Genomic DNA, 19,945 nt, shown 5'->3' with positions numbered 1-19,945 from the left:
TTTCAGCTATAGCCAGATCATTTCATTGATATCTTGGGCGCCTTTTAGATCTGATATTTATTTTTCACATTGTTTGCTGATCACTGGATGATCGTCCGGGGAAATTCAGGCAGGGTGGTGTAGGTGTTTTTGCCGGGGATCAGTGCATTCACATGGCACCACCAGCCGACCGGGTTCCGGCCTTGATGAGCGATCTATTCCATTGGCTGCAAAAAGCCGAGGATCATCTGCTCATTCGCAGTTGTGTTTTTCACTACGAGTTTGAATTTATCCATCCCTTTGCCGATGGTAATGGTCGCATGGGACGGCTTTGGCAATCAATTATCCTCGGTCAACTAGATGAAGCCTTTCTCGCCCTTCCCGTGGAATCCATGGTGCATGATAACCAGCAGGCTTATTACGATGCGATCAATGAAAGCACCAAAGGAGCGGATTGCGGCGTTTTTTATAGACTTTATGCTACGGGGGGTACTTTTGGAAGGGTGAATAATCAAAAAAGGTGAGTTTTGCGGTATTGCCAAAAAGCGGCTACCGTTTTAAGATAGGATAGCCTGAACCGTTTGATCAAAGTCTTCCAGGACGTCAGCCTTAAAAACACGGCATCTCATAAGAGGCTTATTCTACGGGGTGTCCAGGCTTAAAACGGTAGCCCAAAAATCATTCACTTTAAAAATTTGAGAAAAGGTGTGGACTTACAGGGATAGTCCGGGGTATTCATTCTTGCAAAAAGTGGATCTTATCCGAGAAGTAGTCCTCACCAAAATTCAATTTTTATTCATTCGCTTTTATACGATATGATCACTTTTTCCCCTTGGCTGCACTGATTACAATCGGTGCTTCCGCTTTCTCAAATGCCGGATTTGAAATAAAATCATTCCATTGCTTTTCATAAAGATTCCGCTCCAGAAGCATGGCTTCAAAACTTCCCCCAGGATTACCATCATCAAGTCCCGGGTCAACCTTAAGTCCGCCAATATCGGCAAGAATATAACGATTATGAAGCTTCTCTCCACCATCACGTTCTTTCCAGCGTTGCAAAGTGATGATCAAATCCGCCGGCATTTTGCTTTTAAGGTGGTCCTCACAAGACTGCCTGAAAAAAGTATAATCTGCTTTATCAGATGTATGAATTACGATTCTTTCGATAACTGGCCGACAGTTTCGATTGGCAGAAATAATTTGAAGAAAGGCTTCAAGCGGTCTTCGAAACCGGACATTTTCAGATCCGAAATGAGGGTCAACAAAGTGGACCTCAGAACAATTTGTCAGCATCGCCCGGACAAGCGCGGCCATATCACTGGCTGTGCGGGAACAACAATCTTGTTTTTTTACCCTCCAAAGAGGGCTGTTATGAACTGAATTTGAAGTCATTACATTCGCCCGCTGTCTGGGATTGGTCTGCGCGAGTATGGCATGAAATGCTTGTTTTGTATTTTCCGACTCTGCATTTTCCAGCCAAGAAAGTGTGCCGTCATACGCTGCCCCTTCCCGGCGGATAAGCCTTTCTTTGAGCAGGTCAAACAGGGCTGTTATCATGGGCAGCTCGTTGGTTGAATCAGCGCTTGCAGCCGCCTGTCTGAATAATCTCCTCCAGTTTTTGAGTTTCGGGAACTCCGCCATCATCCTGGATGTCCCCAGGCCGAACTGTTCATAAAAGTATCTGAATTCAGCACGATCCCTTCCCCAGGCCACCACAAGTTCAGGCTCAATCGCATATTCGTAAATCATCAGAACAGCTCCCTGGCGCGCTCGGCAAAGAACCCCTGGGGCCAGGGCCGTTCAAATTCCCCCTCCTCATTGACCGGGATGTGCAGGATTGCAGACCCCTTTTTGCCTGGTTGCACATACAGCACGGCGACCTGATCCGGTTTGATTGGTGTGGCACCTTCCTCCAGTTCATTCTCGGAAGTTTCCCGGATACGGCGCAGAATACGCAGGATGAGATGTTCGGAATGGGTTTCCAACAAAAAAGTGTTGTTATTATTTCCGGCCAGAGCGGATTCGATGAAGATATCGCCAAGTTCGGCCTGCAGGGCCGGGTGAAGATGAATCTCCGGCTGTTCGATGGCAATGATCTTTTCCCGGGCCGCAAAGGCCGAGACCAGGACAGGCAGAACCTGGCTGACGCCGATGCCGACATCACGGTGGGAAACCTGGGTTTCGGTGCGGCGGTCATAAAGGATTAATTCCTGGAAAGCTGCGAATTTTTCTTCTGATTTTTTCAGCCTGCCAAGGATACCATAAAGCTCTCCAAAGTGATCGCCGGAAACGGTCTCACCCACGGCGGTTTCAAAGTCGCTCCAGTCATCATCTATCATGGCGGTTTCAACACCGCTGACAAGATGCTCGTAATCCGCCTCAAGATCTTCAATGGTCAAGAGATTCTTGATGACGAGTTCGTAAGGCGTGCTGAGTCTTTTTGCATCACTGAGCCAGGCGTTGACCTTGTCCCGGACCTCTTTATTGCGGCGGACCACATCCCAGGCATACCCGCCGCCCGCATACCAGTTGATATCGTCATGTTCGGCAAATGCCAGGTGCCGGGCCGGGTAGGAACGAAGGGGCCCAAGATACTGGAGACGATTTATTTCAGAACCCATTACCGTGTTCAATTCCTGTATCAGTTCGTCCAGGGTACGGGGCAGGAAAAACCGCAGCGCCTTTGCCAGATCTTCCTGCCGGTTGCCGCGGCTGACCGGAAACAGGTTCAATTGGCTGCCGGATTGGTCTTCATCACGCCCCTCATCCTTGATACCTTTGGGGAATAAGGTGCCCATGGGGCTGCGCAGGCCTGCGATGATTTCTGCCATGGGCTGTTCCAGAGATTTCAAATCTTCCCCGGAAACAGCCCCGGTGGTGGTAAATCCTTCGAGCAGGGCGCTGATGATTCTTTGCAGCACCGGGTGTTTATATGGAAGTAAATCAAGGGCCATCTGATTGCCGGGCCGCCGGCTCATGCGAAGCAGGGTTTGCCCGTCACTTTCAAGCTCATAGGTCATTACATGGGGAGCGGCTCCCGGTTCAGGCTCATCGGTTTTAGGATCAAGGGGCATGCCCATGGTGAGGGTCATAGTGATGTCGGCCATGGGTTCCATAATCTCCCTGAGACGGCCGGTGAATCTGCCGGTTCCCAGGGTCAGGCCCCATTCCAGACGGCGGGTGATCTCACGGCGGTGAATGTACTGCTTAAAACCGCCAAGATCAATGGAGCTGCCGCCGATATCCGTGCGGAAAAGATCCAGCTCTCCTGTTCGCATGGCCTCATGAGCCATGGCCAGGCTGTGGATGATGGAAGATTTCCCGGCGCTGTTGGCTCCGAAAATCAGGGTCAGCGGTTTGACAGGAATGTTCTGGGTCTTGGCAAACGCTTTGAAATTCCCCAGATGAAGTGATGTGATCATAGCCTATCTCCTATCCGGCCAGAGCCCTGGCCTGGATTTCCATTTCCTGCAGCAGTTCTTTCATATGCGCCTGCCGCCAGGAGGCGGTGAGGTCGCCGGTGAAGGCGCGGTGGAGAAGATTGTTAAATAATCTTTCAAATGTATTAGTGCAATTTTCTCTCGGCATCCTGCTACTCTCTATTTGTTCAATTTTGTTCAAAAAGTGGGCTTGTAAGGGTAATGGAGGTAAAATGATAGGGATTTGCCTTAACCCTTCTTGGTTAATATTTGATTGCCCTGCCGTAGTCCTTATATATTGTTCCATAGACTTTCGTCCGATGGGTGTATTTAAGATTGTGGCCAGGAACTTTGAATATGCTTTTGTTTTATTAATTCGTGCCCTAATTAAATAAGAAGCATAAAGGTATGGATCAGATAGATCAAAAACAGCACAGCGCCCAACGTAATTCCGGTTGCCATTTGTTCTGACGAACAAAATATCGCCTTTTTCAAGCAATAGAGGTTTTGCTTGTTTGTCGCTAATTTTTGCATACTTTAAATCACTAATCGTTATTTGACCGCTGAGGACATTTGGAATACGAAGCACAGGAAAACCCTGAACATAGGTTTCGCATCGTATAGATGTACCATATCGTAAATCCAGTGTCACATCACCAAGGGTACCGGTCTTCCACCCCATCGGATTCGAAGCAGGATCACCGAACATCTTTATAAACAGAGCGGGAAGGATACGCTCTGCCTTTTTGTCCGCTTCGGCCCGCAGTTTTCTCAGCCGGTCTGCCTGGTCAAGGATTTCCACAATTTTACGTTGTTCGGAGGGGGGAGGAAGGGGGATGTGCACTGGTTTTAAAAATTTAAAATGCCTGCTGTACCCATTAGAAGGGATATTAACGGTTTGACAAAAGTAAAAAAAGAATTTTGGGTATAGGAAATCTTTTGTTTGAAGTGCCTTAACTCCATCTGCACCGAGGGCAAAAGGGAAATCAATGTATTTGAATATTCTTGTATGATCTCCAAATAGCACTATCGGGATTTTTCCTTTAAAATATGCCTCATCATTTGTGTAGCCAGCTATCAAATCATGCCCCTGGTCAACAACAGGGACCTTTCCTCGTAATGAAAGAGCCTTCTTCTGTATTTTTGTATTGCCCCCAGTAACATCAGAAATTGCTTTTGAAAAAGGAAGGGTAACCCACTTCATCCTGCTGCCTCCACATCCTTCAACAGTTTATTCAGACCATCCACGATTTTCTGCTCAATTTTCAACACGCCTCGGATCAGATCCGCCGGGTCTTCCTCCGGGACTGCCTCAGCAATCTGGGGTTTATAACGGTTGGCAGTAAGATTGTAATCCGCAGCCTCGATGGTCTCAAATTCAGCCCACCAGTATTTGGGCTCCTGTGAGCCTGGCGGCAGCATGACACCGGCCTGTTTGCCGGGCGGATTCTGAAACTCGGATTCCCTGTATTCAGTCCAGGCGTTCAACAGGCCGGGGATATCATTCTTGTCCGGGGTCTCGGGACGGCCGCCGCCCTGGATCTTGTCCGGGTCATAACCGTCGTTCTTGATCTCATAGAACCAGACTTTCCGGGTGGCCGCCTGTCCCTTTTTGGGTGGGGTTACCGGTTTCCTGAACACCAGGACCGAGGTCTTGACGCCGGCATAGGGCTTGAACACCCCGGCCGGAAGCGACACCACGGCTATGATTTCAAAATCCGTGGCCAGTTTTTTACGCAGATCCTTGTGGGCACCTGTTGACCCGAACAACGCCCCTTCAGGCACGACTACCGCACATCGGCCGCCAGGGGCAAGCGATTCCATCATCAGGGCCAGAAAGAGCAGTTCGCTTTTCTTGGAACTGGTGGGCAGGTCATGGCGGATGGAATCTTTGGGCAGCACCCCGGCAAAGGGCGGGTTGGAAAGGATTACCTTATACCGGCGGTTCAGGTCGTCCTCGGTGAGGCCGCCCATCTCGGACAGGACATTGGCCCGTTTAATAGGGGACTTGCCGATGCCGTGAAGCACCAGGTTCATCATGGAAATCCGCATCATCTGACGGGAGACATCGGTGCCGAAAATGGATGCCTCAAGCAGGCCCCAGTCCGGGATTTTTTCACCGGCCCCTTTTCTGAAGGTCTGGAGATTGGGCATTTCCTTTCTGGCTTCGGCCAGGGTCTGACCCCTTTTTTCCAGCCAGTCCTCCCCATAGATCGGAAGCTCCTGGGGCGTTTCACTGTATCTGGCCAGAAGATAATCCACGGTATCGATCAGAAAGCCGGCCGTACCGCAGGCCGGATCAAACACGGTGTCGCCGATATCCGGGTCGGTCATGGCCACCATAAAGGCCCGGATCTGTTTGGGGGTCCGGAACTGTCCATTCAAGGCAGACTGCCCCAGATGGGTGAGCAGGTATTCAAAGATGTCGCCCTTGACATCGGGCCCGAGTTTCCTGAAATCAATGGTGTCCAGCTCGTCCACCACCTGTTTGAGGACATTGGGGTCGGTGATCTCCAGGACCGCATCCCTGAAGTATTCAGCCACCTGGGGCTCATCCTTGACCAGGGAGGCCATATAGGGAAAGACCTCGTCGCGGATAAAGTCACGCAACTTGTTGCCGCTGTAAAACCTCCATTTGATCCAGCGAAAGCGTTCGGCCTGATCCGGGAAAAGACGCTTGCCGTTCCCTGCTTTGAGTCGGGCCCGTAGCTCGCGGCTCATCTCTTCCTCGTCAAGAAGTTTCAGATAAATGAGATAGGATATCTGCTCGATATAGGTCACGGGGTTGGTCACCCCGCCTGCCCAGAGGATGTTGGTGATCCGGCTGAGTTTTTTTCTTATTTCCTGGTCCAATGAGTTCTCCGGTTTGAAATTTATTTTTCTTCGAGTTTTTTCTGTTCACGTTCCAACTGGCCGATTCCCTTTTGAGGAGAAGGAAGATCTTCCGGCATGGTGCCGCCCAGTTCCTTAATGGTCTGACGAACCTTTGCCCCGACCTCGTAATGGGTCAGATTGGCTTTGGCTTTCCCCTGGGTGTTTTCCCGGCGCAGTTTCTCTTCGGTCTGGGTGGCCCGGAACAGGTTGGCGGCCAGTTCGGTACTGCCCATGTGGTCCAATATCTTCTGGCTTTTCTTCAATTTTTTCCGCTGGTGGATGCCCTTGGCATCCAATCCGCCATACAGTCCTTTGTAACCGTGATTCTGAAAAACGGCAAAATCCAGGGTGGTTTCAACCCCGGCCTGCTGGGCTGCCTCCACCAGTTGTTTATTGTGTTCCTTTAATTCGTTTCTGAGAAAAAGCCGTTTTTCATCTTCTTTGAGTTTTTGAAATACCTCGTCATCCGCCAGCTCCTGCCGCCGAGTCTGAATGGCAAAATAGGTCTGGCCGTTGGCAATTATCGGTTTGGAAGGATCTGCGTTCTGGACGATCAGGTAACAGGCGTAACGGGAAAGTTGATGATCTTCAATCTCTCTTTCAGCTCCGGAACCAATAGAGACCATTTTTACCACTTGGGAAAAATGGTTTTCAGGTCGCTGACCAGAGTTGGCGCAGGATTTAATCGCCTTGTTTATGACCCGTTTAAACTTGTCCCAACTACTGTAATCCAGAACGGCTTGAAGATCACGGGCAAACCAGAATTCCATACCGTCAGTATTCGTTTGTTTCAGGTTTTCAAACGTCTGATGATGCTGTTTCTCAATGTTTTTTTTCATTTTCCCCTCCAGGCCATGAATCAGGCCGTTATACTGAAAACATGGTTGTTAAGATCTTCCACGATTTCCTGCAAGCCCTTCTCACCGAACAGCTCGATACCGATACCCGCGGCATTGAGAATGGACAGCGGCGGTTTGAATAAATCATCCAGTTGCACTTTGCCGGTGGCAATCCCCCGGTTCTTGAGAAGTGACAGATACTGAGCCTGGTCCGGAGCCAGGGATTTGGAGACGAGCCAGGCTCTGAACAATTCTTCGAGTTTTTCATCCCGGCTTTTAATTTTCAAGAGACCGAGTGCGGCCTTTATAAAATCGACCAGACTGCCCACCGGGTTTTTGTATGCCTTACGCAGGTTTTCTTCATTGAAATAGTGCCGGGGACTGTTGAGACGGCGGGCCAGGTTTTCTTCTTCCTGTTCGGAAAGCGGTGTCCCTGTTTTAACCTTTTCGATGACGGGGTCTTCTTCGCTCATTTCCCTGACCATCTTTTCCCAATGGGTCTGATATTCCTTTTTGTCGATCCTCTCGCCTTCGGGTCCCACCTCAATATAGCTTACGGCTTCCAGCCATTCATCATCAACACCCAGCTCGATCAATTCCTTTGGTTCCGGCTTGCCGCCTGATCCGCCCGGCGCTGTAATGCCCTTGCTTCCGCCTGTGAACACGTCGGTGTCCGTATCGTTCCAGCGCTTATGGTTGTTGAAAAAATCGTATATGACAAATTTCTTTTTCTGGATATGCGGTGCCAACCGTGTACCCCTGCCGCGCATCTGCTGATAGAGAATGGGACTCATCACCCGTCGGCACATAACCAGATGCAGGATTTCACGGCAGTCGAATCCAGTATCCAGCATGCCCACGCTGACCGCCACCATGGGGTAGGTTTCCTTCTTGAATTGCCGGATCAATGCATCCGGGTCTGACACGTCTGAGGTGATAACCACGGCATAGTTGCCTTTGTGCTCAGGGTGAAGTTCATTGAGATATTGGGTCAGCCGGGTTGCATGATGCTTGGTAATGGCAAAAACAACGGCTTTCCCGGGACCGGTTTTCTGGCCGGGGGCCAGTTCCTTATAGGACTCCCAGGCCAGGCGGTCAAATTCTTCCATCATAATCCGGTTGGTTTTTTCATTGGTCCACTCCCGCTCGAATTTGGCCGGCTCATAATGTTCTTCATCCACATCCACCCCTTCGGCGATCACCTCGGTAATTCCGGTGGCAAACTTGTATCTGGATAAAAAGCCTGCATCAAAGGCCTCCTGTATGCTGTAGGAAAAATCAGGCTGACCTGCCTTGCAATGATAGAACTCATAGGTGTTGCGGTCGATGTAATTGGCCGGGGTAGCGGTAAGGCCGATATGGAGCGCATCAAACCGGGTCAGGGAGGCCTGCCAGGCTCCATAGATGGAACGGTGGCTTTCGTCCATGACCACCACATCAAAATAACCGCTGGTGTATTCTTGGCAACGGTTGATCATGGTCTGCAAGAGACAAACGGTGATCTGCTTTTCCTGCCTGGCCATGCCGGGCTTGAGCCAGTAACTGCCGTACTGGCTTCCCAGAAGATCCTGAATGGCTTCAATGGCTTGTTTGGCAAGTTGCTCACGGTCTACTAAAAAAAGAACCCTCTCAGCCCAACCGGCCTCAATCAGTCTTTTGATATAGAGCGTCGTCAGATCCGTCTTTCCGGTTCCTGTTGGAAGCTCAATAAGGAATCGCTTTTTCCCAAGCTCAACCGCATGATCAAGTGCACGCATGGCTTCCTTTTGATAGGGCCTTAAAGCACGGGTTTCTCCCTGGCGGATGTAGTATTCCGGGATTTCGATGGTGGCCATGGGCTTCCGGTTCTTTCGAGACTCGACGATTCTCTCCATGTCCCGGCGGGAGTAAAATGAGGCGACAATCCTGGCATCATCGTTGCGGTAATCCCAGAAATAGATCAGCTCTCCATTGGTCAGGAAAATAAAGGGGGCCCCCAGTTCCTGTGCATAGGGAAGGGCCTGTTGCTTGGCCACATACGGATTGATGGCATTCTTTTTGGCTTCAATAACGGCAAGGGGCCTGCCTTGGCTATCCTGAAGAACATAATCCGCCCGGCCTGAAACCGACTTTTTTATTTTCCCTGGGATTTCTTTTTCCCCATAACCGGATTGACTTTCTTCAACCTTAAATTCTGCTGAAAGATCTTGATCTGCACTTTGGATATATACCTCGGTCAACACCTGAGATTTGTCTGCCGGGTCCCAGAGAGCCTCTTTTAGCAAGTCATCTATGAGAATCCTTGCATCAGCTTCAGTCGTCTGTGCACTCATATTTTTATCCTTCATGCGGTTGATTTATAGCAATGAGCATGCCAAACTTATTCAAGCCCATATTTTTTAAGCCAGTTGCTCAGAGTCTGGTAACTTGTCAGGCCCAGTTTTTTAGCAGCTTGTGTCTTATTCCCATGGCATTCTGACAGCCCTCTTTCAAGGTAATGAACCGCTACTGTTTTTATGACTTGAGGAAGATCCAATCCTTGTTCTATTGATCTATTGAGGATGTTTTCAACTCCGTGTCCTCTTTCAGGGACCTGAAGCAATGCCTCCCGGATGTCCTCATCGTCAAGCACTTCATCCAGTGACCATACCGCAGCCCGGGTGAGAGTATTCTGCAACTCGCGAACATTTCCCGGCCATGCATGCTGAAGCATAATATTTTTTGCTGAAGCAGAAATTTTTTTATGTCTATAGCCAGGCTCATTGACTCCCTCCTGATTGATCCGGGATAAGAACTGATCAATCAACAGGCTGATATCCCCCTGTCTTTCTCTTAACGGCGGCAGTTTAATGACTGCCACCGCCAATCGATAAAACAGGTCGTTCCTGAAAGATCCTGCGGCTACCTCCTCAATCAGATTCCGATTTGTTGCAGCAATGACCCTTACATCAACTTTTCGGGTTATTGTTGTTCCAATCTTTTTAACTTCGCCTTCCTGAAGGATTCGAAGCAGTTTGACCTGCATGTCTTTGGGAAGTTCCCCGATTTCATCGAGAAACACGGTCCCTTCATGGGCTGCTTCAAAATGACCGATCCTTGACGAACTGGCACCTGTAAAGGCCCCTTTTTCATGCCCAAAAAATTCAGACTCAACCAATTCTACCGGGATGGCCCCGCAGTTGATGGCGACAAACGGTTTTTCCTTTCTGGGGCTCGCTTTATGGATGGCGCGGGCAAACAGTTCCTTGCCTGTTCCGGATTCTCCTTCGATAAGCACCGGGATTGAGCGAGGAGCAATTCGTCTGGCTTTTACTACGACGCGTGTCATTGTGTCGCTCCGGTGGATGATATCAGAAAACTCCTGAGCATCCGAAGAAAATCCTGCTGCAATCCTTTCAAGGTTTCTGTCTGACTTCCTTAGTAAATCAGGTATAAAATCAGCGGAAATATCAAATGGTATTGATGCGGTACGGACCCCATATTTTAAGGATGACTCGATTATCTCTGCCGGAAAGCGGGTCTTTGAAAGGATAATCCATACAGCAGCCATATGCGGCGTGCCCGGACTAATGTGGAATGTAAGATTAATATCCTCCTTATGCCGTTTCTTTATATCTTCAACAACCCTGACCGCAGATTCATAGATTTCTGAAAAAACAGTGGGGCCGCTCAACTTTTCTTGATACACCTTTATTGGCGATTTTGTTTTGCTTTTTATCCACTGGGTATAGGATTCAGTATCTCCGGATTGTAAATCGCTTATCAAACAAATCTCGTCGTATTCTCTGGATGCAACCGCCTGTGCGATCGGTCCTAAACCAATATCAGAATTATCCTTAGAGGCCTTTATATCCGTAAAACCTATCCAGCATGCTAAAATAGTATTCATGAGGTCATTCATATAAATTATTTTATGAAGATACAAGAAATTTTATCCAAGCGATCAATCTTCTTTAGAATAAACACAGCAACAAATACAGACATGCTGTTTATATATTAAATAATTTCAAATGGTTATTATTGCATTTTCAGATTAAAGATACCGTTGGCACCATTTATGCTGATAGGATTTTTGAATTCAACAAACATAATTTTTAAAAAGGAGTATTCAAGTGGCTACAAATCCACCGACTGGAGATGACAAAAGGCAAGGCGCAGTTAGGAATCGCTCTCAGACTTACAATCCTAAGAATGACAGATGGACAAAACGGGATAAAGAAACCGGGCAATGGATGGATCAAAAATCTGATAACAAACCCTTTAAAGGGGTCCGGAAAGAAAAATGAAATTGTGGAAGGAATTGAATCATGGCTTTGTATTATGTGAATAGAAATCAACAACAGAACGGCGATCATGAGGTTCATAAAACCGGCTGCGTATACTTGCCAAATCCTGAAAACAGAATTTACTTGGGAGATTATGACAGTTGTTATCCTGCTGTTCAAAAAGCGAAAGGTTATTTCTCCCAAGTTGATGGCTGTTATTACTGCGCCTATGCTTGCCATACTTCTTAACTCAAGGCAAAGCGATGACACTCAGTGGGGAGAATACTCCCCACTCGTTTTCATGCACTCTATACATCCAGTTAATTTCTTTTTGTTTATTTTTTGGAATAGTTCGATTGAGAACAAAAAAAGGCAACCACATGGATTTGCCTCTATAAAAACAGGACACCCGGATTCTTCATGATGACTATTTCAGAAACGAAATTTCCCAAATGCAAGGTTCAAAACCCCGAACTATTATTAATAGTTATCACCATCAAACACCTAAAAACCGAAAGCTGATACTCAATATTTATCTCCAATTTTGACCCCACAATATAAGCGAGCGATTAGAGCTTCCATGAGAAGGGTCTTAGATTTAGGGTTTTAGGCCGACTAAGTGCAGTGACTTATAAATACAAGTACATCCTAACCGCAATAAGTGGTCGATGTCAATCTTCCGGCGTTTATCCCGGCCTTGAACTACAGCCAGATCATTTCACCGGGTTGATCCGGTCCGGCAACATGCAGTGCCGTGGACAAAGGATCAAGATTTTTAGAGATCTCTGTGGCTGCTTTTTCAGGAGAATTGTTTTCCTCGCTTAAATGGGCAAGAATCACATGGTCAAGATCCTTATGAAAAACATCTGTCACCAGATTCCTTGCATCCTGGTTGGAAAGATGACCGGTTCGCGACTGAATCCGCTGCTTCAGATGCCAGGGATAAGGGCCGGTCATGAGCATCTCAGGATCATGGTTGGCCTCAATATAGAGCGCATTGACACAACTTAGATGGGTTCGGACAAGATTTGTGACCACGCCAAGGTCCGTGGCAATGCCGATCTTTTTTCCCTGGTGTTTCAAGGTAAGACCTGCAGGATCGCAGGCATCGTGGCTGATGGAGAAGGGGGTGACAGCCAGGGAGCCGATTTCAAAGGCAGCCCCGCATTCAAAAAAATTAAGGCGCTCAATTTTGCCTAAGCCCTGGCAGGCATTAAAGGTTTCTTTCGTCACATAAACAGGAATATCAAACCTGCGGCTCAATACCCCTGCCCCTTTAATGTGATCGGTGTGTTCGTGGGTGATGATGATGGCTTTCAGGTCTTGTGCAGATCTTCCCACAGCAGTCATCCGGCGCTGGGTCTCTATGCCTGAAAGCCCTGCATCAACAAGTACGGCAGTATCCGGTGTGGATACAAAGATAGCATTCCCCTTGCTGCCGCTGGCAAGGGGACACAGGCAGAATGAGCTATTCTCCTGCTTCTTCTGCATCTTTTTGGGCTGCTTTATAGGAAAGCTTTATTTTTCCATCCCGGGTGATATCCAGCACCTTGACCTTGATCACTTGGCCTTCCTTGACCACATCGGTGACCGTCTTAACCCGGTAGTCTGCCAGTTCCGAAATGTGAACCAGACCGTCCGTGCCCGACTTGATGTTTACAAAGGCACCAAAGTCGGTAATTTTTACCACGGCTCCTTCATAGATGGCACCGATCTCCGGATCCATGGCAATGTCTTTAACCATGGCCATGGCCTTGGCGGAATCTTCTTCGTTTTCCGCGGCAATCTTCACAATGCCGTCATCATTCACCTCAATGGTGGTGTTGGTCTCGGCCTGCAGCGCCCGGATCACTTTGCCGCCCGGACCGATGATATCCCGGATTTTGTCCTTGTTGATCTGTATGGATACGATCTTGGGCGCACGGGGAGATATCTCCGCCCTTGCCTCATTCAGGGTATCGAGCATTTTCTGCAGAATGTGCAGGCGACCCCCATTGGCCTGGTTCAAAGCAGTTTCCATAATCTGTCTGGACAGTTCTTTGATTTTAATATCCATCTGCAACGCGGTAATGCCGTCCTTAGTACCGGCAACCTTGAAGTCCATATCGCCGAAATGGTCTTCGTCCCCAAGGATATCGGAAAGGACAACCGTGTTGTTTTCATCAGAGACCAGCCCCATGGCGATGCCGGATACCGGGGCTTTAATGGGCACACCGCCATCCATCAGGGCCAGGCACCCGGAACATACCGTTCCCATGGAAGAAGACCCGTTGGATTCCATGACTTCTCCCACCAGACGGATAGTATATTCAAATTCATCATGGGGTGGAACGACCGGGTTCAGAGCCCTGTGGGCCAAATTCCCATGGCCGATATCCCGGCGGGACGGCCCACCCGGACGCTTCACCTCGCCAACGGAATAGGGAGGGAAGTTATAATGGAGCATAAATGCCCGGGTTTCATTATTGGAGTCCAGGGTCTCGATACGCTGTTCGTCCAGCCCGGAACCCAGGGTAAGGACGCCCAAAACCTGTGTTTCACCACGGGTAAACAAGGCCGAACCATGGGGGCGGGGCAAACAACCCACTTCACAGGTGATCTGACGAACCTCATCAAAGGCACGGCCGTCAATGCGTCTGCCTTCTTTGAGAACAATATCCCTGGAGACTTTTTTCACGGTTTTGCTGAAAACCTCCTTGATCTCTTTGACTTTTTCCGGATACTCAGATTCAAATCGGGCAACCGCCTCATCCTTAAGTGCGCTGATGGCGTTCTGACGCTCAATTTTGGTTTTAATCTGAACCTTTTCATGAACCTTATCCCAGGCCCACGCCTGAACCTTGGCGGCAAGCGCCTCATCCTTTTCCGGCGGTGTAAATATGCGTTTTTCCTTACCCACGGTACTTTTCAACTCTTCCTGCAGAGCTATGGCAGGCTGCATGGCTTGATGACCAAAGAAAATGGCATCCAGCATGTCCGCTTCAGATACGATGTCAGCACCGGCTTCCACCATGACCACACCGGTTTTGGAACCGGCCACGGTCAGATCTATGTCACTTTGTTCCATCTGTGCCGGCGTGGGGTTGGCAATAAACTGTCCGTTCACCCGTCCCACCTTGACACCGGCAATGGGGCCGTTAAAGGGGATGTCCGAAATTTCAAGGGCTGCAGAAGCCCCGATCATGGCAAGAATGCCCGGTTCGCACAATTTATCCGTGGACATCACGGTTGCGATCACCTGGGTTTCAAAATTATAGCCATCTTCGAACAAAGGCCGGATGGGCCGGTCAATTAGACGGGCATTTAACGTTTCTTGTTCCGAAGGCCTGCCGATTTCCCGTCTGAAATAGTTCCCCGGAATTCTGCCCGCCGCATAAATTTTTTCCTGGTATTCAACGGACAGAGGCAGAAAGCTTATGTCTTCCTTGGGGTCTTTGGCAGCCACCGCCGTTACAAGCACCACTGTTTCCCCATATTGAACCGTCACAGCCCCGGAGGCCTGCTTGGCAATTTTTCCTGTACTGATAATTAATTCTTTGCCGCCGATATCGGCTGAAACAACTTTTTCCATAAATTCTCCTGTAAAAAAAATAAAAATCGGGCGGCATAAGGGAGAAAACCAGGCTTAAATATAATAAACCCGCATATTTACCATCAAACATCTCCGTAAGAGCCAAGATTGGTTTGATAGCAAAGATGCGAACTTATATAAAAGCCATTCCCGTCTTGTACCGCCCTGCTGAAAACAAAAACCGGTTTTTGACCCAAAACGCATCAAAAACCGGTTTAAAGTCATTTTATCTTCTGAGTCCGAGCGTCTCGATCAATGAACGATATCTGTTAATATCTTTCTTCTTGAGATAGTCCAGAAGACTTCTGCGCCGGCCGACCAGAATTAAAAGCCCCCGTCTTGAATGGTGATCTTTTTTATGGGCCTTCAAATGATCGGTCAGATAGGTGATCCTGTGAGTTAAAATGGCCACCTGAACTTCAGGCGAACCGGTGTCGGACTCATGGAGCTTGAATTTTTCAATCATCTCCTCTTTGTTTTCTGCAAGTAGTACCACTGTAAGACTCCTTTATTTGGAATAAATAAAAATTCGATGCCATAAATATGCAAACGGTTCACATAAATTGCCTTTTATCCAATATTCCATTCAGAAAAAAGCCAATAAACTATTCAGACATCGAAGACTTAGTCTGATATTTTTACCAGTTACGCATTAAAAACGCAACAATATTTGTATGTTTTCCCGTATTTATCCGGGGTTACAATTGCCAGCAGGTTATCATCGGAATCCAGCACCCGGATATCCAACATACTGTTTTGGGGCTGGTTTTTATCACCGGCAATCAGCAGTGTATCGGGCATGGGAAATTCTGTCACAAACAGAGGCTGGCCATGCTTAACTTTTCCGGCTGTTTCACTGTTTGCAACGATGGCCGGAAGAAAATCCAGACATCTGGACATGCATATAAATCGGGCATCTATATCGGAGGGTGACATTTCTTCAAAGCAATCAAGATCCAGAGCATGCTCAATTTTAAACTGACCGGACCGGGTGCGCTGCAATTCAGACAAATGGGCACCGCACCCCAATGCCACCCCGATATCGTGGGCCAGACTGCGAATATAAGTGCCCCCTGAGCATAGCACCGACATATCAAAAATCGGGTGGCCGTTCGTATCTATACGATAATTTTCCATGGCAATGGACATGATTTCAATGGGCCGGGGCGGCTTTTCAATAATCTGTCCCTGACGGGCCAGTTTATACAGGGGCTGGCCTTTATGCTTCAGGGCCGAATAAGCAGGAGGAATCTGTTCCTGGGGACCCCAAAAGCCTGCCACAACATCTTTGACGTGATCTGAATCCAAGGCGGCAAGAGGAGCGGAAGAAGCCGTGTGCGTGACACGTCCGGTGCAATCACAGGTGTCGGTTTCGATGCCAAGAGTGACTTGAGCATAGTAGCCTTTTACACCTTTTAGAAAATATTTTGAAATCCGGGTGGCCTTACCCACGGCAATGGGCAGGACCCCTGTGGCAAAGGGATCCAGGGTTCCTGTATGCCCGATTTTTTTTACCTTGAGCAGACGCTTGAGCCGGTTGACCACCCCGGCCGATGAGATGCCTTTGGGTTTATTAACAACAAGAATTCCGCTTTTCATTCATCAGGGTGGTCGCAAGACCCTTCCAAAGCACCGGACATATCGTCCTCTCCCCGGTTCTCTCCCTTGGGGGCCGCATCAATCAAGGCATCCAGACGGGCAGCGTTATCAAAAGAGTCATCATGAATAAAGCGCAGGTCCGGCATCAACCGCAGGCCCAGTTTCGGGGCGATTCTTTTCTTAATAAACCCCTTTGATTTCTGGAATCCTTTGAGGGCTTCACGAATTCTTTTTTTATCCCCGAACACCGTAACATAGACATAGGCCAAACTGAGGTCCGGGGACATTTTCACGCCGGATATCGTTGCCATCTCCATTCTGGGATCCTGCATCTTCTTGGACAAAAGCTCTGTTATAGCCTGCTGAATCTGTATAGAGACCCGCTCGGCACGTGTATAGGGTTTCATAGACCTATCCTGCTATCCCTGGTATTTAACTTCTTCAACTTCATAACACTCAATGGTATCACCAACCTTGATATCATTATACTTTTCAAGACCGATACCACATTCATATCCCTGTTCAACTTCCTTGACATCATCCTTGAACCTGCGCAGGGAAGAGAGCCCCGTATCACATTTTATAATACCGTCACGCAGCAGACGCACCTTTTTGCCGCGCACCACCTTGCCTTCCGTAATACCGCACCCGGCAATGGTTCCGATTTTAGGAACCACAAAAGTTTCGCGAACCTCGGCCCGGCCAATGATATTTTCCTGAAAGGTGGAGGGCATCATACCGTCAAGGGCGGCTTTGATGTCATTAATCACATCATAAATGATGTCATAGAAACGCATATCCACATTCTCATCCTTGACCAGCTTGCGGATCTGGGGTGTGGGTCGGACATTGAACCCGATGATAATGGCATCGGAGACAGCAGCCAGGGAGACATCAGACTCATTGATGGTGCCCACACCGGAATGAACGATTTTAACATCCACCTCTTCCTTGGCCAGATCTTTGAGGGAATCATTAAGCGCTTCAATAGAGCCCTGAACATCAGCCTTGACAATGAGTTTAAGCTCTTTGATTTCAGCTGTGCCAAGATTCTCAAACATTTTTTGTAAATTAGCCCGGCTCTTCTTAGCCAGTTCCTTGGCCCGCTGTTTCTGCATACGGTGGGCCGCAATCTGCTTGGCATCCTTGTCTGACGCCACAGCCACAAACTCGTCTCCGGCATCAGGCACGCCGGCCAGACCCACAATCTCAACAGGTGTGGAAGGCCCTGCCGATTCCACGCGGTTTCCGGAATCATCAATCATGGCCCGGATATGGCCGGAATGAAGACCGCACACAACGGAATCGCCGTCCCTTAAGGTGCCTTGTTTTATCAGCACGGTGGCCACAGCGCCACGGCCGGTATCCAAACGGGATTCCACCACGTAGCCCGTGGCCTTCCGATCCGGGTTGGCCCGCAGTTCCAGGACTTCAGCCTGAAGCAGCACCATTTCCAGCAACGCGTCAATGCCCTTACCGGTTTTCGCGGAGACCTTGACAAAAATAACATTGCCACCCCACTCCTCGGACAACAGATCGTATTCGGACAGTTCACGCATAATGCGATCCGGGTCAGCACCCTCCTTGTCCATTTTGTTCACGGCCACGACCACAGGTACGCCTGCAGCCTTGGCATGGTTGATGGCCTCAACGGTCTGGGGCATGACACCATCATCGGCTGCCACCACCAGAATAACAATATCCGTGACCTGGGCACCTCTGGAACGCATGGCGGTAAATGCGGCATGGCCCGGTGTATCAAGAAAGGTGATCCGTCCGCCGTTGGGGGTTTCTACATTATACGCACCAATGTGCTGGGTAATGCCGCCGGCCTCACCACTGGTAATCTTGGATTTGCGAATCACATCCAGCAATGAGGTTTTACCATGATCAACATGCCCCATAATGGTAACCACAGGCGGGCACCATTCCAATTTTTCTTCGTCCTCTGCCTCAGGCGCAACGTTAAGGAGGGTCTCTTCCTCAAAATTTGCCTTTTCCACCTCAAAGTCAAATTCAGCTGCCACAAGGGAAGCGGTATCAAAATCAATGGTCTGGTTCACCGTGGCCATAACGCCCAGACCCATGAGTTTAACAATCATTTCGTTGGCTTTGATGCCCATGCGCTTGGCAAGTTCTGCAAGCTCAATGGCCTCATCTATTTTTACGCGGCGTTTAATTGCTTTAGGCGTCGTAATCTGGGTTTTCTGAAAACCACCTTTTTTACCCTTGGGATCTTTTCTACCCTTTTTCTTCCGACCTCCCCTGCCCTGGTAAAGATCATCTCCCTCCACCACAGCTTTTTTCTTACGCCGCTTTTTCCTGGAACCGGGTCCGTCAGAGGAGTGATCTTCATCACGATTCCATACCCGCTTACGCTCATTAGGAACGGCAGACGGTATAACAAGATCCGGACCTGGGTCATCTGAAGGTATAATTTCCGGCATCGGCTGTTTGCGGACAGGCCGGTCATGATCGTTTCCATTGCCTGAATGACTCTCTCCGGCTTTGATTCGTTTTATATTTTCCAAAACCATGGGATCCGCCACCCTGACGATCTTGGCAGGGGCGGTTTTCTTCTTCTTTTTTTTGCGTTTGGCATGATTGCTGTCTTCTTCCATAGATTCGTCCCCACCTTGCTGCGCAGTATTCTCTTTCTGTTCCATGGCCTTTTTCTGGTCACCACTCACCGGTTCCGGTACTGATTTATCCCCAATGGAATCTGATGAACCAGACGAATCGTCTTTATTTTTACCTTCGGGTTCAGGGGGGACCGCAGATGTTTCTGCGTTCTCATTTTCCGGCTGTTTTAAAACATTCTCATCTTCTACGGAGGGCTTTTCAATTTTTCCTTTAACATCCACAGCCACGTCTTCATGCTCCGCCTCCGGCGACTGTTCAACCTTGGCAGGCTTAATAATTTTGGCGGGTTCACTGGTTCTGGACATAAGCTTTCTGGCAGGCCGTCTTAGATCCCTCTTTTTTTTGGATTCCGGGGCAGTCTCTCCGCCGCCGGTTACCGACTCGTGGGACTGCTCATCCTTAACAGCAGCACCTTCCAGATCCCGAGCTTCTTCCTGATCTTGAAAATCCTGTACAGTCGATTCCTCGGATTCGAATGAATCGTCCATATCCTCATCCTTATCCAGTTCATCGGTCTGGGATAGACGCTTTGTCCTGCGCCTGCGGATCACCGGGGGACGGACTTCAACCTCATTGGAGTGCTTCTTTTTACCCAACAAATTCTGTTTGACAGCCGCGACATCACTGCTATCCAGAGCACTCATATGGCTTTTAGCATCTATTTTCAGCTCTTTAAGCTTTTCAAGAAGCTGCTTGTTTGTCATGTTCAGATCTTTAGCTAACTCGTATACCCTGACCTTGGCCATTCGTTGCCCCCAGTAATCCTCTATAGTTGAT

General features: G+C 48.7%; 15 protein-coding genes. 2 read left to right on the top strand and 13 right to left on the bottom strand.

The window, feature by feature from the left end; all coding sequences use genetic code 11:
* Nucleotides 1-152: 152 nt before the first annotated feature.
* Nucleotides 153-503 (top strand): Fic family protein, encoded by a 351-nt coding sequence (locus DESPODRAFT_RS03965; protein ID WP_052314662.1) that lies wholly within the window; start codon nucleotides 153-155, stop codon nucleotides 501-503.
* A gap of 295 nt (nucleotides 504-798) precedes the next feature.
* Here DESPODRAFT_RS03965 and DESPODRAFT_RS03960 read toward each other — a convergent pair whose 3' ends face one another.
* From DESPODRAFT_RS03960 to DESPODRAFT_RS03930, 7 genes are read right to left on the bottom strand one after another with little or no spacing between them, the layout of a single operon-like run.
* Nucleotides 799-1,728 (bottom strand): hypothetical protein, encoded by a 930-nt coding sequence (locus DESPODRAFT_RS03960; protein ID WP_004071514.1) that lies wholly within the window; start codon nucleotides 1,726-1,728, stop codon nucleotides 799-801.
* Complete coding sequence (locus tag DESPODRAFT_RS03955) at nucleotides 1,728-3,401, bottom strand: AAA family ATPase (RefSeq protein WP_004071511.1); 1,674 nt, start codon at nucleotides 3,399-3,401, stop codon at nucleotides 1,728-1,730. The genes DESPODRAFT_RS03960 and DESPODRAFT_RS03955 overlap by 1 nt, the downstream gene beginning before the upstream one ends.
* A gap of 10 nt (nucleotides 3,402-3,411) precedes the next feature.
* Nucleotides 3,412-4,602, bottom strand: a complete 1,191-nt coding sequence (locus DESPODRAFT_RS18530) for a restriction endonuclease subunit S (protein WP_004071509.1) — start codon at nucleotides 4,600-4,602, stop codon at nucleotides 3,412-3,414.
* On the bottom strand, nucleotides 4,599-6,251 hold the full coding sequence (locus DESPODRAFT_RS03945; RefSeq protein WP_004071507.1) for a type I restriction-modification system subunit M: 1,653 nt from the start codon (nucleotides 6,249-6,251) through the stop codon (nucleotides 4,599-4,601). Before DESPODRAFT_RS03945 ends, DESPODRAFT_RS18530 begins: the two co-directional genes overlap by 4 nt.
* A 20-nt stretch (nucleotides 6,252-6,271) precedes the next feature.
* Entirely contained in the window at nucleotides 6,272-7,111 is an 840-nt protein-coding gene (gene dinD / locus DESPODRAFT_RS03940; protein ID WP_004071505.1) for a DNA damage-inducible protein D, read from the bottom strand.
* 20 nt (nucleotides 7,112-7,131) lie between these two features.
* Complete coding sequence (locus tag DESPODRAFT_RS03935) at nucleotides 7,132-9,423, bottom strand: type I restriction endonuclease subunit R (protein WP_004071502.1); 2,292 nt, start codon at nucleotides 9,421-9,423, stop codon at nucleotides 7,132-7,134.
* A gap of 47 nt (nucleotides 9,424-9,470) precedes the next feature.
* The gene (locus DESPODRAFT_RS03930; protein WP_040016173.1) at nucleotides 9,471-10,979 is read right to left on the bottom strand and encodes a sigma-54 interaction domain-containing protein; all 1,509 of its coding nucleotides are present in this window, start codon (nucleotides 10,977-10,979) and stop codon (nucleotides 9,471-9,473) included.
* A gap of 418 nt (nucleotides 10,980-11,397) precedes the next feature.
* On the opposite strand from DESPODRAFT_RS03930, the gene DESPODRAFT_RS19265 reads away from it, so the two are divergent.
* Nucleotides 11,398-11,604 carry a hypothetical protein gene (locus DESPODRAFT_RS19265; RefSeq protein ID WP_004071497.1) on the top strand — a complete coding sequence of 69 codons (207 nt, stop codon included), beginning with the start codon at nucleotides 11,398-11,400 and terminating at the stop codon, nucleotides 11,602-11,604.
* Nucleotides 11,605-12,057: 453 nt separating this feature from the next.
* Here DESPODRAFT_RS19265 and DESPODRAFT_RS03915 read toward each other — a convergent pair whose 3' ends face one another.
* From DESPODRAFT_RS03915 to infB, 6 genes are all read right to left on the bottom strand, one after another.
* Nucleotides 12,058-12,846: an MBL fold metallo-hydrolase gene (locus DESPODRAFT_RS03915; RefSeq protein WP_004071495.1), complete on the bottom strand. Its 789-nt coding sequence runs from the start codon at nucleotides 12,844-12,846 to the stop codon at nucleotides 12,058-12,060.
* Nucleotides 12,824-14,926, bottom strand: coding sequence for a polyribonucleotide nucleotidyltransferase (gene pnp, locus DESPODRAFT_RS03910; protein WP_004071494.1), 2,103 nt, complete (start codon nucleotides 14,924-14,926; stop codon nucleotides 12,824-12,826). Before pnp ends, DESPODRAFT_RS03915 begins: the two co-directional genes overlap by 23 nt.
* Nucleotides 14,927-15,152: 226 nt before the next feature.
* Nucleotides 15,153-15,422, bottom strand: coding sequence for a 30S ribosomal protein S15 (gene rpsO / locus DESPODRAFT_RS03905; RefSeq protein WP_004071493.1), 270 nt, complete (start codon nucleotides 15,420-15,422; stop codon nucleotides 15,153-15,155).
* A gap of 149 nt (nucleotides 15,423-15,571) precedes the next feature.
* Nucleotides 15,572-16,525 (bottom strand): tRNA pseudouridine(55) synthase TruB, encoded by a 954-nt coding sequence (gene truB / locus DESPODRAFT_RS03900; RefSeq protein ID WP_004071492.1) that lies wholly within the window; start codon nucleotides 16,523-16,525, stop codon nucleotides 15,572-15,574.
* Nucleotides 16,522-16,932, bottom strand: a complete 411-nt coding sequence (gene rbfA, locus DESPODRAFT_RS03895) for a 30S ribosome-binding factor RbfA (protein ID WP_004071491.1) — start codon at nucleotides 16,930-16,932, stop codon at nucleotides 16,522-16,524. The genes truB and rbfA overlap by 4 nt, the downstream gene beginning before the upstream one ends.
* Nucleotides 16,933-16,944: 12 nt before the next feature.
* On the bottom strand, nucleotides 16,945-19,914 hold the full coding sequence (infB, locus tag DESPODRAFT_RS03890) for a translation initiation factor IF-2 (RefSeq protein WP_004071489.1): 2,970 nt from the start codon (nucleotides 19,912-19,914) through the stop codon (nucleotides 16,945-16,947).
* Nucleotides 19,915-19,945 lie beyond the last annotated feature (31 nt).

Origin of the sequence: Desulfobacter postgatei 2ac9 (assembly GCF_000233695.2) — a bacterium.
Taxonomy (GTDB): Bacteria; Desulfobacterota; Desulfobacteria; order Desulfobacterales; family Desulfobacteraceae; genus Desulfobacter; species Desulfobacter postgatei.
The sequence above is the reverse complement of the archived record's forward strand: the minus strand, read 5'-3'. Positions and strand labels throughout refer to the sequence as shown.

Bases quoted from the DNA above. Each gene is read 5' to 3' on its own strand.
- DESPODRAFT_RS03965 (WP_052314662.1), top strand. From the start codon at position 153: ATGGCACCACCAGCCGACCGGGTTCCGGCCTTGATGAGCGATCTATTC.
- DESPODRAFT_RS03960 (WP_004071514.1), bottom strand. From the start codon at position 1,728: ATGATTTACGAATATGCGATTGAGCCTGAACTTGTGGTGGCCTGGGGA.
- DESPODRAFT_RS03955 (WP_004071511.1), bottom strand. From the start codon at position 3,401: ATGATCACATCACTTCATCTGGGGAATTTCAAAGCGTTTGCCAAGACC.
- DESPODRAFT_RS18530 (WP_004071509.1), bottom strand. From the start codon at position 4,602: ATGAAGTGGGTTACCCTTCCTTTTTCAAAAGCAATTTCTGATGTTACT.
- dinD (WP_004071505.1), bottom strand. From the start codon at position 7,111: ATGAAAAAAAACATTGAGAAACAGCATCATCAGACGTTTGAAAACCTG.
- DESPODRAFT_RS03935 (WP_004071502.1), bottom strand. From the start codon at position 9,423: ATGAGTGCACAGACGACTGAAGCTGATGCAAGGATTCTCATAGATGAC.
- DESPODRAFT_RS03930 (WP_040016173.1), bottom strand. From the start codon at position 10,979: ATGAATACTATTTTAGCATGCTGGATAGGTTTTACGGATATAAAGGCC.
- DESPODRAFT_RS19265 (WP_004071497.1), top strand. From the start codon at position 11,398: ATGGCTTTGTATTATGTGAATAGAAATCAACAACAGAACGGCGATCAT.
- DESPODRAFT_RS03915 (WP_004071495.1), bottom strand. From the start codon at position 12,846: ATGCAGAAGAAGCAGGAGAATAGCTCATTCTGCCTGTGTCCCCTTGCC.
- pnp (WP_004071494.1), bottom strand. From the start codon at position 14,926: ATGGAAAAAGTTGTTTCAGCCGATATCGGCGGCAAAGAATTAATTATC.
- truB (WP_004071492.1), bottom strand. From the start codon at position 16,525: ATGAAAAGCGGAATTCTTGTTGTTAATAAACCCAAAGGCATCTCATCG.
- rbfA (WP_004071491.1), bottom strand. From the start codon at position 16,932: ATGAAACCCTATACACGTGCCGAGCGGGTCTCTATACAGATTCAGCAG.
- infB (WP_004071489.1), bottom strand. From the start codon at position 19,914: ATGGCCAAGGTCAGGGTATACGAGTTAGCTAAAGATCTGAACATGACA.